This is a genomic window from Kribbella sp. NPDC050459 (assembly GCF_040655315.1).
Taxonomy (GTDB): Bacteria; Actinomycetota; Actinomycetes; order Propionibacteriales; family Kribbellaceae; genus Kribbella.
The window spans coordinates 186,303-198,961 of the sequence record NZ_JBFAJQ010000012.1 but is presented as its reverse complement, the minus strand read 5'-3'; the positions used below and the strand labels follow the sequence as shown (position 1 = coordinate 198,961).

Genomic DNA, 12,659 nt, shown 5'->3' with positions numbered 1-12,659 from the left:
ACATTCGATCGGTCTGATACTGATCGGAGGCGGCGCGCGTGCTGGTGCAGTTGCTGCCGCTGCACGGGATCGGCGGTCGCGGGGACCTGCCGGTGCCGCTGTGGCTGGCGATCTACTCCGCCGGTGCCGCTGTCGCGGTGTCGTTCTTCGCGCTGGCTGCCTTCTGGTCGCGCCCGCGGTTCGAGGGGACCGTGGGCCGGCCGCTCGGCGTGCTGACCCGGATCGTCGACGCCCCGGCGACCCGTGTCGTCCTCAAGGTGGTGGGGCTGGTGCTGCTGGCGCTGCTGCTCGGCGCCGCCTGGCTCGGCGACCCATCGCTGAACCCGGCGCCGACCTGGCTGTACGTGTGGATCTGGGTCGGGATCATCCCGCTCTCGCTGCTCTGCGGCCCGATCTGGCGGCTCGCGAACCCGTTGCGGACGATCGCCGGCGTCGTACGGCGCACGTCGTACCGGCCGCTGCCCCGCGGGATCGCGTACTGGCCGGCCGTCGCCGGACTGGCCGGGTTCCTGTGGCTGGAACTCGTCTACCCGGAGGGATCCGACCCGCGGGTGGTCGCGTTCTTCGCCACGACGTACGCCGTGCTGAACGTTGCCGCAGGCATCGTTTACGGGCCGGCCTGGTTCGGGACCGGGGACAGCTTCGAGGTGTACGCCGAGGTGCTCGCGCGGCTGAGCCCGCTCGGGCGCGACGGCCACGGCCGGCTCGAGCTGCGCAACCCGCTGGCCGGACTGGCGACGATGCCGCAGGAGCCGGGGATCGTCGGGTTGCTGTGCCTGCTGCTCGGGTCGACGGCCTTCGACGGCATCTCTCGCTGGTCCGTCTGGACGCGGCTGACGGGTGGGATCGCCCACATTCCGGCGTACACGCTGGGATTGGTCGTCACGGTCGCGATCGTCACCGGGCTGTTCCTGCTGGCCGCGCGCACGACCGGCGCGGCGCGGATCCGCCCGGGTGCGGTCGGGGCGGCCGGACTGCCAGGAGCGTTCGCGCACTCGCTGTTGCCGATCGCGATCGGGTACGCCGTCGCGCACTACTTCTCCTTCGCGCTGTTCCAGGGGCAGGCGGGCTGGCTGCTCGCGACCGACCCGTTCGGGCGCGGCTGGGACCTGCTCGGCACGAGCGGGACGCCGATCGACTACGCGTTCCTCGGGACCGGCCTGATCGCGGGGATCCAGATCGGCGCGATCGTGCTCGGACACGTCCTCGGGGTGGTGTCCGCGCACGATCGCGCGACCGGCCTGTTCCGCCGCAGGCAGCTGCGCCGGGCGCAGTACCCGATGCTGGCCGCGATGGTCGCCTTCACGGCCGGCGGGATCGCGCTGGTGACGGCCTCATGATCGCGATGCACATGGGCGGGATCCCCGAGACCGCGATGGTCCTCGGCCCGATCCTCCTCATCGTCGCCTTCCTCCGCATCGCCCGCCGCAACGAGTCGACCCTCCCCGACGACGAAGACGACTGGGACGCCGACCTCGGCGACCTGCCGGAATCGCCGGCTGCATGGAAGGCTGAGCCCGCAGATAGATAGACGCTTGAACTTAGATGCTCCGTAAATGGTTCCGCACAGGCTGATTCCGTGCGACTATCCGTCATGGGGGACTGACGGAGTGGAGGGGCGATGTCAGACAATTCCAGCCTATTGCCCATGGCGCCTGCATTACTTGTTCCGTATGTCGCCGTGGCAGCTGATCAGGTGGCGACAGGACAGCCGAGGTCGCTCGACTGGGCGCTGGACGACGCGGAGCGCACATTGACCGCCGAGTTGGCGATCATGCTGGATGGTGAGGATTTCGACGCGGCACCGCCGGTCGCGGCGCTGCGCAGTGCGCTGGGGGACGGTGCCCAACTGTCCGCCATCACGCTGCAATCGCTCCTGCCACAGCAGCACGAGGGGGATGGCAGTCCGGCTCAGGAGCGGCAGTTGCGGATCGATCTGATTGCCGAAGTCTTGGAATGGATCCGCGCGACCCGGCGTGGCAGCACGTCCGGCGCCGCCAAGGTCTCGGACATCTTCTCCTCGGCTGCGCGCCGGCTGGTCGGTGGCGGCTCCGTCGACATTTTCTAGTTGCCGCGAAATCGAAGAGGGGGATTTGTGGCCGACTATGCCAGCACGCTGAGTCGTTCTTTGCTGGACAGAGCCGGAAGCCTGGGGTCGTACGTGAGATCGCTGCAAGCCAGCCACTCCCGGACTGACGATGCCTATAACGCCGCGCTTGAGATGTTCTATCTCTACACGGACCTGGTCGGTCTGCAGGTCGAAGCGGACCTGGCCATGAGCGCCAATCCGGCGATGAAGAACGCCGTCCTCGAAATGCGCCTGCAGGATTTCTCCGAGAAGGAGAATCTTTTCGACGAAAGGTTCGCGCGCGGGAAACAGAGCGACGTACCGCGGGCGCTGCGGACCATCGCCCGCAGGGAGCTCCGAGCACACGGACTGAACGACTTCGAGCCGGTGCTCACCGTCGGTCCTCCGGACAGTTTCGAGACGCACCGCTCCGATCTGGGTTCGTACCTGTTCCGGAACTTCACCATCAGGTGGCGTGAGTTCAACAGCACGCTCCCGATACCGCGGCTGGCGGTTATCTCGGTTCCTTACATCGAGGGCACTCGGGCGCTGTGGTACCCAATCAGCATCGGCCACGAACTGGCACATGTACGGATCGAAGCGCTCCGCGGCTACGGCAAGGGCCTGCCCAATCTCGGCGGTTTGATCGACGACGAGGATGCCGAGCTCGCCGCTCTGATCGACGAGGCCTCGCCGTTGGGCGGTGGTGGCGAGCTGGGCGTAGTCCAGCATCTTCGGCAGATCCTGGGCCGATGGGTCGAGGAGATTGCGTGTGATCTCAACGCGGTCCGTCTGTACGGGCCGGCCGGACTCAGCGCGGTGGCTGAATTCCTCTCGGCGCTGAGACGACGACGGGGGCCCGAGTCAGGAGCCCCGCAAGATGCGTCGAGCACGCATCCCAGTCTCGGGACGCGGATCGGCGCGATGTTCAGGTTGATGGAACTTATGGGGCAGTCACCGACGAGCCCAGGGCTCGATGCGTGGCGGGACTATCTGAAGCGTACGAATGGGCGTGCGGCGCCGAAGGCCGGCTATCTGACGAATGTTCTGGATCGGGGAATCGACAAGATCGCGGCGAGCGTCATGTCGTGGGGTGAGATGTATACGCCCGCGGCGCGTGTCGACGTGATCTCCTGGCTGCGCGACGAGCTGCTGTCCGGTGTGCCCGGTGGAACGCATTGCCTAAGTCCGGCCGCCCTCGGCGAAGAGGTTTCGGTCGCCGACGTGGTCAACGCCTCGTGGCATGCGCGCGAGCGGCTTGTCGTCGAGCAGCCGAAAGAGGACGAGGTTGCGCCGCTCGAGGGTGTGACGTTCGAGGGCCGCGAACAGCGTGTCGTGCTGGACGATCTTGCCAGCAAGGCGATCGACACACTTGAGTTCTGTGCTCTGTGGCGGGCGGCCGGTGAGAGTGTTCTGCCGATGCCGCCCGTCAACGCGCCTGCAGTCGAGCTGTCAGGTGGGGTGATGTCCCGGGCAGCCATCGAGGGCCGGATCGCGCTTGGCGACGAGCGACGGATCGTGGTCACGCCGCTGCTTCCCGAAGCTGTTCAGGCTGCGGGGATCGACGTACGGCTCAGTCCCGACTTCATCGTCTTCCGGCATTCGGCGACCAAGGCGTTCGATCCGGTCAGTGCGGAGCAGGATCCGCGCAACCTCCAGGAGCATGTCGTGAAGACCTGGGGCGAGTCTTTCATCCTGCATCCGCGCGAGCTGGTCCTCGCGAGCACGCTCGAGTACATCGTACTTCCGGACGACGTAGTCGCTCAGGTCGTGACGCGAAGCTCTTACGGGCGTCTCGGACTGACGACAGCGACTGCTGTCCAGGTGCAGCCTCGTTCGAGGGGGTGCGTCACTCTCGAGCTGGTCAACAACAGCGACACTCCGATCGCGCTGACACCGGGTGCGCGAATCGCGCAGTTGACCTTGTTCCACGTCGAGCACGCGTCGCCGACGTCCAGTGGCAAGTACTGGTACCCGGTGGGTCCGGAGTTCTCGAAGGTTCGTGAAGACCCTGATCTCGATGCGCTGCGCTACATATCGCAGACGGCCTCTTGGTCGAGTAACTCGGATCAGACCCGTTGGTCGGTGCGTCAGGTGGAGGACATCCTCGCCTTCGAGTACGTCGGTTCGCTCAACCAGGTCATCAACATCCAGAACGGGCTGGAGGCGTACGGGTACCTGAGTGAGATCCGGACGACGGCTGAGGTCGGGCTGTCGGAGGAGAGCGGCAACGCGCAGATCGCTGGGGGATTCACCTATCTCGAGTACGCGCTGGTGGGCTCGGCGTCGCTCACCATGCTCGTGTCTGCGATTCTTCGGCTGGTTCGCGGGCTGGCGCGCGGGGTCGTGATCAGGATCGATGCAAAGGGCGATGCGAAGATCTCGCGGTCCAAGGATGTCCCGCGCGGGACGATCGTCATCCTGCCGCCGCCGACCGGGCCGAAGGCACAGCGCGCACAGATCGAAGTCATGGACGTAGGCGCGCAGGACAAGCTTGAAAGCCTCCTGCGGAGACTTCGGAGTCGGCCGCGCGACGGGCGCTGGACGGACCAGCGCGGCGACTGAAACGGCGGAGGCCCGGCAAACCCCCTGCGGTTCGCCGGGCCTCCCCGTTCCCCGTTGGTTCAGGCGGCCAGGGCCGGTTCGTAGTAGCCGCTGACGCGGGACGGCGTGCCGGCCAGTGCCAGCTCGGCCAGGCGCGCGCAGCCGGCGGTGAGGGCGGACTCCAGGGTCGGCCAGTCGGCGACGCACCAGTACGGGTCGTCGGGCTGCCGGTCGTTGTCGTCGTCGATGTCGGCACACCAGCCGCCGGTGCGGACGTGGTGGACATGCAGTCGGAGTTTCATGGCACTGGCTCTCAGAAGGGCAGGCGGCGGCCGGACGGGGTCCGGAGATCGAGGGTCTGCGTCTGACGGCGCGTGGTGGTGGTGCGGGGCCGCCGACGAATCTGCTGCTGTCGCATCCTCTTCCTCCTGCCGGGTTGTTCTGGTAGCTAAACGCTCCCGGATGAGGCGCGGTTCAGACATGCGGAGGATTACCTATCCGACTACCCAACCGCCCCCGGCCGTCACGTCCGGGTTCTCTAAGGGACGCTACCGGGGACCATGGACAGTTTTTCGGGGTAGGGAAAATGCCTGCCGAGCGCCTCGATCAGCCTGTTGAGGGGAGGGCTTTGGGGTCGAGGCCGAGTTCTTCGTAGGCGACGGTTTCGATTTCGTGGGCCATGGCTTCGCGGAAGGCGGCGACCAGGGCCTGGCCGGCCAGGGGGATGATGCCTTCGAGGGTGCGCTGGATCTCGGGCCAGCCGTCGGCGGGCATGCCGGCGTTGGTGAAGTCGCGCCAGACGGTCGAGCGGAACAGTTCGACGTACGTCTTGGCGACCGCGTCGGCCTGTGCGAAGAGCTTCGGCAGCATCTCGAAGATCGCCTGCATCGGGACGCCGAGTTTGATCACCTCGAGGCCGGTGCGCAACAGGTCCGGGTTCGGGATCCGCAGCCGGCCGTCGTCCAGTCGCTCGGCGATCCCGAGCTCGACGATCTGCTCGATCACCGCCGGGTCGTGCGGTACGCCGGCCCGCTCGGCGAGCTGGAACTCGTCGAGCTCCTCCGGCTCCGACGGCGTCCACGGGTTCACCAGGGTCTCGAACACGCCGAGCGCCATCGCGCCGTCGGGCAGTTCGCCCATCATCCGCTCGACCGCGGCCAGCGTGTAGCCCTTGTCGAGCAGCTCGCGGACCAGCGTCAGCCGGGCGATGTGGTCGTGCCCGTAATACCCCGTCCGGCCGACCAGCCGCGGCGGCGGGATCAGCCCCCGCCCGGCGTAGGCACGCACGTTCCGGACCGTCATGCCCACCTTGGCGGCGAGCTGGTCGACAGTGAGCTCCTCATCCACCCTTGACAGTCTTCCAGACTCCACGTTACATAGTAGATGTAACATGCACCATGGCGCATGCCTCATGTCGTGAAGGAGTTCCATGGCGATCCCGCTGGCGACCACCGGTACGGCGACGTTCGACCAGATCGCGATCGTCACCGGCGTCGTGTCGGTGCTCTACCTCGCACTCGCCGTGCTGCTGTGGCGCGAACGCACCGGCCACGTCACGCTGGTAGGACGGTTCGCGGACACCATCGGGAGACTGGATGGAGTCCCCCGATGGGCCGCGCTGACGCCGTACCTGCACGCCGTCTCGCTGCTCGCCTGCGCGTTCGGTGTCTGGTGGGACATCGCGGTGCACATCGACCGCGGGCGTGACACCGGCCCGTTCGGTACGCCGGCGCACTACCCGATCTTCTTCGGCATCCTCGGCGTGATCGTGTCCGGCGTGCTGCCGATCGCGCTCGCCGGCAAGCCGCTGCCTGCCCGGACGATCAAGCTCACCCGCGGCTGGCGGATCCCGTGCAGCGCGGCGCTCGTCACGGTCTGCGGCACGTTCGCGCTGGTCGGCTTCCCGCTCGACGACGTCTGGCACCGGCTGTTCGGCGAGGACGTCACGCTCTGGGGACCGACCCACCTGCTGATGATCGGCGGCGTGGTGTTCTCGATCTTCGCGCGGCTGCTCGCGATCGCCGAGGTCGAGCAGCTGGCCGGGCCGAACAAGCGGCGGCTGTTCCAGGAGATCGTGTCGGTCGGCGCGCTGCTGATCGCCTGGGACCTGTTCAGCACCGAGTTCAACTACGGGGTACCGCAGTTCCCGCTGATCCTGCAGCCGCTGCTGATCGTGTTCGGCGCCGCGATGGCGTTCACGATCCTGCGCGCGCGGCGCGGTCCGGGGACGACGTTCGCCGCGCTGGCTGTGTACCTGGTGATCCGCGGCGGGATCGCCTGGGCGGTGGCCGAGCCGCTCGGCGAGATCGTCGGGCACTTCCCGCTGCTGGTCGTCGAGGCGCTGCTGGTCGAGGCCGTGGCGTTTGCCCTCGGCAACAAGAACCGCTTCCGGCTCGGCGCCGTCGCCGGCCTGCTGATCGGGACCGTCGGCGTGGTCGCGGAGTACGCCTGGAGCCACATCTGGATGCCGATCGCCTGGCCGTCGTCAGTGCTGCCGTCCGCGATCGGGTACAGCGTGGTCGTCGGCGCCGGCGCCGGCCTGATCGGGGCCTGGCTCGCGACCCGGTACGCCGAGGTGGCCGGCGAGGAGCGGGCGATCGGGATCAAGCACATCCGCCCGGTCGCGGTCCGGCGGACCCATCAACTGGGCGCGGTCGGACTGGTCGCGGTAGTGGCGACGGTGTTCTTCTGCGTGCCGCGGACGGCGGATGCGGGTGTGTCCGGGGTCGTGTCGTTGGAGCGGGTGGCCACGGGGGCCGAGCCGACGGCGTACGTCACGATCACTCTCACGCCCGCCGATGCGGCCGACGGCGCGCGCTGGTTCGAGGCGCTGGCCTGGCAGGGCGGCGGGCTGGTGTTCCACCCGATGGAGAAGGTTGCCGATGGCACGTACCGGTCGGCGGACCCGCTGCCGATGTACGGGAAGTGGAAGTCGATGATCCGGCTGCATCAGGGTCGGCGGGACATGGTGGCGAGCTGGGTGTACGCGCCGGAGGACCCGGCGATCGAGAAGCCCGCGATCCAGGTGTCGAACGGGCAGACGGTCGAGTTCGTCGACGAGCAGCAGGTGCTGCGGCGCGAGGAGCGGACCGACGTGCCACGATGGATGTGGAACGCCGGGTACGCCCTGCTCGCGGTGGTCGGACTGCTCGAGGTGATCGGGATCGCCTGGCTGGTCGGGCGCGGCGCCCGCGGTGGGCGGATGCGAGCAGCCCATCTGGCCGAAGGTGAACGGGAACGGGAGACTGCGTGACGATCCAGTTGGAGCGCTCCGGGGTCACGACTCCGGACGGAGTGCGGCTGAACGTCGAGGTCGCCGGGCCGGCCGACGCACCGGTGACGGTGCTGCTGGTGCACGGGTGGACGTGCTCGACGCGTTCGTGGCACAACCAGGTCGAGAGCCTGCCGCAGATCCTCGGACCGGACGCCGTTCGCGTCGTCACCTATGACCACCGCGGCCACGGACGCTCGGACGCGGCACCGGCCGGGACGACGCGTCTCGATCAGCTCGCCGACGACCTGGCCACCGTTCTCGACGAGGTCGTCGGTGCCGGCCCGGTCGTGTACGCCGGGCACTCGATGGGCGGGATGACGCTGATGGCGGCCGCCGACCGGCGCCCGGAGCTGTTCGGTTCCCGGATCCGCGCCGCGGCCCTGGTCAGCACCACCTGCGGCCACCTCACCGAAGGCGCCCTCGGCCTCCCCACGAGGTTCGACCCCGCGGCCAGCCGAATCGCGCCGCGGGTGCTGAACGCGGTAGGCCGGAGCATCGACCGCCGCGACGCCCGCAAGGCAGAAGCTCTGGCCCGGAAGGCGGCAGCCGAAGCGCGCGAGGCCGGGACGGCTGGTGCGGCGGCCAGGGCGCAGACCGCCGCGCGGCGGGCCGCGGCGGTTGCCGCTGGTCTGCAGCGGCCGGCGTTGCGGCGGGTGGTGTTCGGGAAGAAGCCGGATCCGGCCGAGGTGGACCTGTTCATGGCGGATCTGGCGGTGGTGCCCGGTGCGTCGTACGGCGGGTTCTTCGAGACCATGCTCGAGCACGACCGCGGGGACGCGCTGAAGGTACTCGAAGAGCTGCCCGTGGAGATCATGCACGGCACCCGCGACCGGCTGCTCCCGCCGCGGCACGCGAACCGGATCGCCGCGCAACTCCCGAGTGCCCGCCTGTGGATCTACCCGGGCGCCGGGCACATGCTCATGCAGGAGCGTCCCCGAGACGTCACGCACCGCCTCGCGTCCCTGGCGCGCAAGGTGATCGCCTGAGAGTCGCGTCACGGCCCGCCGCGGCGTCCTCGCCTACTCTCGACCTCGTGCAGAACCTTCTCTCCGATGTTGTGGTCGTCGATCTGACCCGCGCGCTGGCCGGTCCGCACGCGGCGATGATGCTGGGGGATCTCGGCGCGCGCGTGATCAAGGTCGAGACGCCGGACGGCGGGGACGACAGCCGCGGCTGGGGGCCGCCGTTCGTGGACGGCGAGTCGACGTACTACCTGTCGGCGAACCGGAACAAGGAGTCGGTGACCGCCGACCTGAAGTCGGACGCGGGCAAGGAGTTCCTGACCAAGCTGGTCCGGAAGGCCGACATCCTGCTGGAGAACTTCCGGCCCGGCGTCCTGGACCGGCTCGGCTTCTCCACCGAGCGGCTGCACGAGCTGAACCCCGGTCTGGTGATCCTCTCGATCACCGGGTTCGGTCACGACGGCCCCGAAGGCGGCCGGGCGGGGTACGACCAGATCGCCCAGGGCGAGGGCGGCCTGATGAGCATCACCGGCGAGACCGAGCCGACCAAGGTCGGTGCGCCGATCGCCGACCTGCTGGCCGGGATGTACGGCGCGTACGGCGCCCTGGCCGCGCTTCACGAGCGCTCGATCACCGGTAAGGGCCGGGTGGTGCGGACCAGCCTGCTCGCATCGGTCGTCGGCGTGCACGCGTTCCACGGCACGAAGTGGACGGTCGCGCACGAGTTGCCCGTGCGGGTCGGTAACCACCACGCGCAGATCGCGCCGTACGGGCTCTACCGCACCCAGGACGACATCGTGCAGGTCGCGGTCGGCAGCGAGGGATTGTGGCGGCTGTTCGCCCCGATCGTCGGCCTCGATCCGGCGGACGAGCGGTTCGCGGCCAACTCGGCGAGGGTGGCGCACCGTGACGAGCTGACGGCGGCGATCGAGGACGCGTTCGCCGGCGCACCGGCTGATGTGTGGCTGCAACGCCTTGCGGACAAGGGGATTCCGGCCGGCAAGGTCCGCGACTTCCAGCAGGTGTACGAGTGGGAGCAGACCCGCTCCCAGGGCCTGCTCATCGACGTCGAGCACCCGACGCTCGGCACCATCCAGCTGCCCGGCCCGCCGCTGCGTTTCGACGACAACGCCTACGCCGGCGCGCGCGAGACCAATCTCCCGCCACCCCGGTTGGGCGAACACAACGACTCGGTGCGCGCCTGGCTGGAAGAGTAGGCGGACCTGAGCCACTCACCAACCCCGCCCCACCCGCCGAGCCAACGCTCAGCTGGGCGCCGGACTCGGCTGGTCCTGGAGGTTGGTGAGTGCTGGGCGTCCGCCCGTCGACGCCCGGACCACCAGCTCCGGGCGGATCAACGTCTTTCGCGGACGCTCGACACCGGACTTCAGACGTTGCAGCAGCAGGTCGACTGCGGTGGTGCCGACCTCGGCGGCGGGCAGGCGGACCGTGGTGAGCGGCGGCTGCAGGTACGCCGCGTACGGGTGGTCGCCGTATCCGGTGATCGCGACGTCGCCCGGTACGGCAAGGCCGCGCTCGGCGAGGACGCGAAGCAGACCGAGCGCGAAGTAGTCGTTCCCGGTGACGATGCCGTCCGGCAGGTCCAGCGACTGTGCGAACCGGTACGCCTCCTCCGGCTGCCAGGGCAGGGCGAGCGAGTCGTACCGGCGGGTGGGAACCGTACGGACCAGGTCGTCCGCGACCGGGAGCCCGGCGTCGGTCATCGCCCGGCGAAACCCCGAGATCCGGTCCGCCGTCGTGGTGATCGGCAGGTCCTCCTCGAGCAGCAGCAGGCTGCGCGCGCCACCGGCGATCAGGTGGCTGGTCGCTTCGTACGACCCGCGTTCGTAGTCGACGCCGACCATGTCGCAGTCGAGCTCGGGCACGTCACGGTTGACGAACACCAGCGGGATCCCGCTGTCCCGGACACGGCGCCAGTGGTCCCACTCGGCCTGCACCGGTACGACCACGGCGCCGTCGACCGCGGAGCGCAGCAACGCCTCGGTGGCGCGCTGCTCGTTCTCCACGCTCTCGTCGGTGACGAGCAGCAGCAAGGAGTACCCCTGGGCGCGGACCCGGAGCTCGATGCTGCTGATCAGCTGCGCGTAGAACGGGTTGGAGGGGTTGGTGATGACGAGGCCCAGGGTCATCGCCGAGCCGAGCACGAGCGACCGCGCGAGCGTGTTCGGGACGTACCCGATCCGCGCCGCTTCGGCCTGGACGGCGGCGCGCGTGCTGGCGCTGACACTGTCCTTGTCGCCGAGCGCGCGCGACACCGTGTTCACCGACAGGCCGAGCGCCGTCGCGATGTCCCGCAACGTCGGCCGCGGCCGTGGGCCCTCCGTCATCCGTCCCCCTCTTACGCCTTCACGGCCAGGTGGATCCGTACCTGGACCGAGCCCTCGACCTTAGCGCGCAACCGCAGCCAGTGGCCGAACCCGGCGGCCGGCCAGCTGACCAGCTTGCCCGGCTCGACGACGTACTCCGCGCCGTCGAGGTCGCACCAGGTGATCCCGTCCGGGGACACCTGCGTGACGTACGTCGCCGTACCGTCGCCGCCGACGTGCTGCACGAACCAGCGCGCCTCACTCGCCCAGGCGACCTCGTAGGGCTCGGTGGCGAACCGGGTGTCGAAGGTGGTGTCGCGTTCCAGCACCGCCGTCATGGACTGTCGCATGGGCCTACCAATCAACCGAGATGAGGACGGAGTCGAGGAAGAGGAAGTTGCGCACCGAGCTGTGGGTGCGGACCGAGAAGTAGAAGTTCAGCAGGTTCTCGAGCGTCTCGTAGCGTTCCTCGTACGGCGGGACGGGGACGTCGCGCATGTCCATCACCCGGTCGTTGACCTGCAGCTCCACGTTGCGCCGCTTGTCGGTGTCGACCAGCCAGCGCAGGTAGTGCCAGTTCACCTTGGTCGGGACCTCGTTGTAGCAGAGCTCCTGCGGCTCGCCGAACGGCTGCCAGTCCTCCGGGTTCGGTGCGGTGAAGTCGGCGGCGTACTCCAGCTTCACCTTGCCCTCGAAGTGCTCGCGCGGCGTCGGCTCGGGGACGGTCGGCGCCATCCACCGCCGGGTGAAGTGGTTGTCCATATCGGTGTTCTGGTAGCGCGCGACCGTGTGGTACCGCAGGCCGCCGTCGCCGCACAGGTCGGTCGCGACCGTGAACGCGCCGAACTGTGCTTCGGACGGGTGCGTGTTGCCGTCCCACTGCACGTCGCCGAAGTTGTCCAGCTCGGCGCTGCCGCCGAGGGTGGCCTCGGACTTGAACGCGAAGTACGTCTCCAGCTGGACGAGTCCGCGGCCGCTCATCGTGAGCCGGCGGATCGCGACCGCCGTGTGGCCCTTGTACGGGCGGGTGGCGAGCTTGAGCGCGTACGTGCCGCTGAGCGCGCCGTGCGTGCCGATGTCGAAGAAGTTGCAGGCCGACAGTTGCGGCGGCCGGAAGTCGCGCATGTGGTCGTCGACGGTGCTGAGGTCGCCGCGGCCGTTGTAGTTGCCGAGCAGCTCGGTCCAGCCGTGCGCGCCGCTGTCGAACTCGTCGAAGGCCAGGATCCGCGGCAGCGGCGAGAACTTGGACAGCTTCGGATCGGCGGACAGTAGCGCGGCGCGTACGTCGGATGTCGTCACGCAGTGCCTCCCAGGAAGTTGGATGGTAGAGGTCCCGCAAAGAGGTGGCGCCTGCTGCGCGCCGCCCCACCTCTTTGCGCGACCTCTAGGTGAAGTTAACGTTCACGGGAAATTGCCGTCAACGGGCCGTTCCACCTACAGCAACGGTGGTCTATTGACACGTAAATCACACACTTCTACGGTGC

Annotated in this window: 12 protein-coding genes; 7 read left to right on the top strand and 5 right to left on the bottom strand. The window is 68.7% G+C overall.

All coding sequences use genetic code 11. The features are described 5' to 3' along the window. The first annotated feature begins 38 nt into the window (after positions 1-38). The 4 genes from AB0I12_RS32135 to dcd all read left to right on the top strand — a co-directional run bounded on the left by AB0I12_RS32135 (position 39) and on the right by dcd (position 4,633). On the top strand, positions 39-1,340 hold the full coding sequence (locus AB0I12_RS32135; RefSeq protein WP_359936652.1) for a hypothetical protein: 1,302 nt from the start codon (positions 39-41) through the stop codon (positions 1,338-1,340). Then, entirely contained in the window at positions 1,337-1,531 is a 195-nt protein-coding gene (locus tag AB0I12_RS32130) for a hypothetical protein (protein ID WP_359936649.1), read from the top strand. Before AB0I12_RS32135 ends, AB0I12_RS32130 begins: the two co-directional genes overlap by 4 nt. Positions 1,532-1,621: 90 nt before the next feature. Then, positions 1,622-2,068, top strand: coding sequence for a hypothetical protein (locus AB0I12_RS32125; protein ID WP_359936646.1), 447 nt, complete (start codon positions 1,622-1,624; stop codon positions 2,066-2,068). A gap of 27 nt (positions 2,069-2,095) precedes the next feature. Next, positions 2,096-4,633 carry a dCTP deaminase gene (gene dcd / locus AB0I12_RS32120; RefSeq protein ID WP_359936643.1) on the top strand — a complete coding sequence of 846 codons (2,538 nt, stop codon included), beginning with the start codon at positions 2,096-2,098 and terminating at the stop codon, positions 4,631-4,633. Between the two features lie 59 nt (positions 4,634-4,692). Here the strand turns inward: dcd and AB0I12_RS32115 are convergent, their stop codons facing one another. Further along, positions 4,693-4,914: a hypothetical protein gene (locus tag AB0I12_RS32115; RefSeq protein WP_359936640.1), complete on the bottom strand. Its 222-nt coding sequence runs from the start codon at positions 4,912-4,914 to the stop codon at positions 4,693-4,695. A gap of 304 nt (positions 4,915-5,218) precedes the next feature. Next, on the bottom strand, positions 5,219-5,959 hold the full coding sequence (locus AB0I12_RS32110) for a MerR family transcriptional regulator (RefSeq protein WP_359936637.1): 741 nt from the start codon (positions 5,957-5,959) through the stop codon (positions 5,219-5,221). A gap of 82 nt (positions 5,960-6,041) precedes the next feature. Here AB0I12_RS32110 and AB0I12_RS32105 point away from each other — a divergent pair, with 82 nt between their 5' ends. Genes AB0I12_RS32105 through AB0I12_RS32095 form a run of 3 tightly spaced genes read left to right on the top strand, consistent with a single transcriptional unit; the run spans position 6,042 to position 10,065 of the window. Then, positions 6,042-7,865, top strand: a complete 1,824-nt coding sequence (locus AB0I12_RS32105) for a hypothetical protein (protein WP_359936634.1) — start codon at positions 6,042-6,044, stop codon at positions 7,863-7,865. Continuing rightward, positions 7,862-8,872 carry an alpha/beta hydrolase gene (locus AB0I12_RS32100; protein WP_359936631.1) on the top strand — a complete coding sequence of 337 codons (1,011 nt, stop codon included), beginning with the start codon at positions 7,862-7,864 and terminating at the stop codon, positions 8,870-8,872. The genes AB0I12_RS32105 and AB0I12_RS32100 overlap by 4 nt, the downstream gene beginning before the upstream one ends. Positions 8,873-8,919: 47 nt before the next feature. Further along, positions 8,920-10,065, top strand: a complete 1,146-nt coding sequence (locus tag AB0I12_RS32095) for a CoA transferase (RefSeq protein ID WP_359936628.1) — start codon at positions 8,920-8,922, stop codon at positions 10,063-10,065. 48 nt (positions 10,066-10,113) lie between these two features. On the opposite strand, the gene AB0I12_RS32090 is transcribed toward AB0I12_RS32095, so the two are convergent. From AB0I12_RS32090 to AB0I12_RS32080, 3 genes are read right to left on the bottom strand one after another with little or no spacing between them, the layout of a single operon-like run. Then, positions 10,114-11,196 carry a LacI family DNA-binding transcriptional regulator gene (locus AB0I12_RS32090; RefSeq protein ID WP_359936625.1) on the bottom strand — a complete coding sequence of 361 codons (1,083 nt, stop codon included), beginning with the start codon at positions 11,194-11,196 and terminating at the stop codon, positions 10,114-10,116. An 11-nt stretch (positions 11,197-11,207) separates the two neighbouring features. Beyond that, entirely contained in the window at positions 11,208-11,525 is a 318-nt protein-coding gene (locus tag AB0I12_RS32085) for a hypothetical protein (RefSeq protein ID WP_359936622.1), read from the bottom strand. A gap of 4 nt (positions 11,526-11,529) precedes the next feature. Then, positions 11,530-12,474 (bottom strand): DUF6772 family protein, encoded by a 945-nt coding sequence (locus AB0I12_RS32080; protein WP_359936619.1) that lies wholly within the window; start codon positions 12,472-12,474, stop codon positions 11,530-11,532. Positions 12,475-12,659 lie beyond the last annotated feature (185 nt).

Excerpts from the sequence above, each read along its gene's own strand:
- AB0I12_RS32130 (WP_359936649.1), top strand. The coding sequence starts at position 1,337 with ATGATCGCGATGCACATGGGCGGGATCCCCGAGACCGCGATGGTCCTC.
- AB0I12_RS32125 (WP_359936646.1), top strand. The coding sequence starts at position 1,622 with ATGTCAGACAATTCCAGCCTATTGCCCATGGCGCCTGCATTACTTGTT.
- AB0I12_RS32115 (WP_359936640.1), bottom strand. The coding sequence starts at position 4,914 with ATGAAACTCCGACTGCATGTCCACCACGTCCGCACCGGCGGCTGGTGT.
- AB0I12_RS32105 (WP_359936634.1), top strand. The coding sequence starts at position 6,042 with ATGGCGATCCCGCTGGCGACCACCGGTACGGCGACGTTCGACCAGATC.
- AB0I12_RS32090 (WP_359936625.1), bottom strand. The coding sequence starts at position 11,196 with ATGACGGAGGGCCCACGGCCGCGGCCGACGTTGCGGGACATCGCGACG.
- AB0I12_RS32085 (WP_359936622.1), bottom strand. The coding sequence starts at position 11,525 with ATGCGACAGTCCATGACGGCGGTGCTGGAACGCGACACCACCTTCGAC.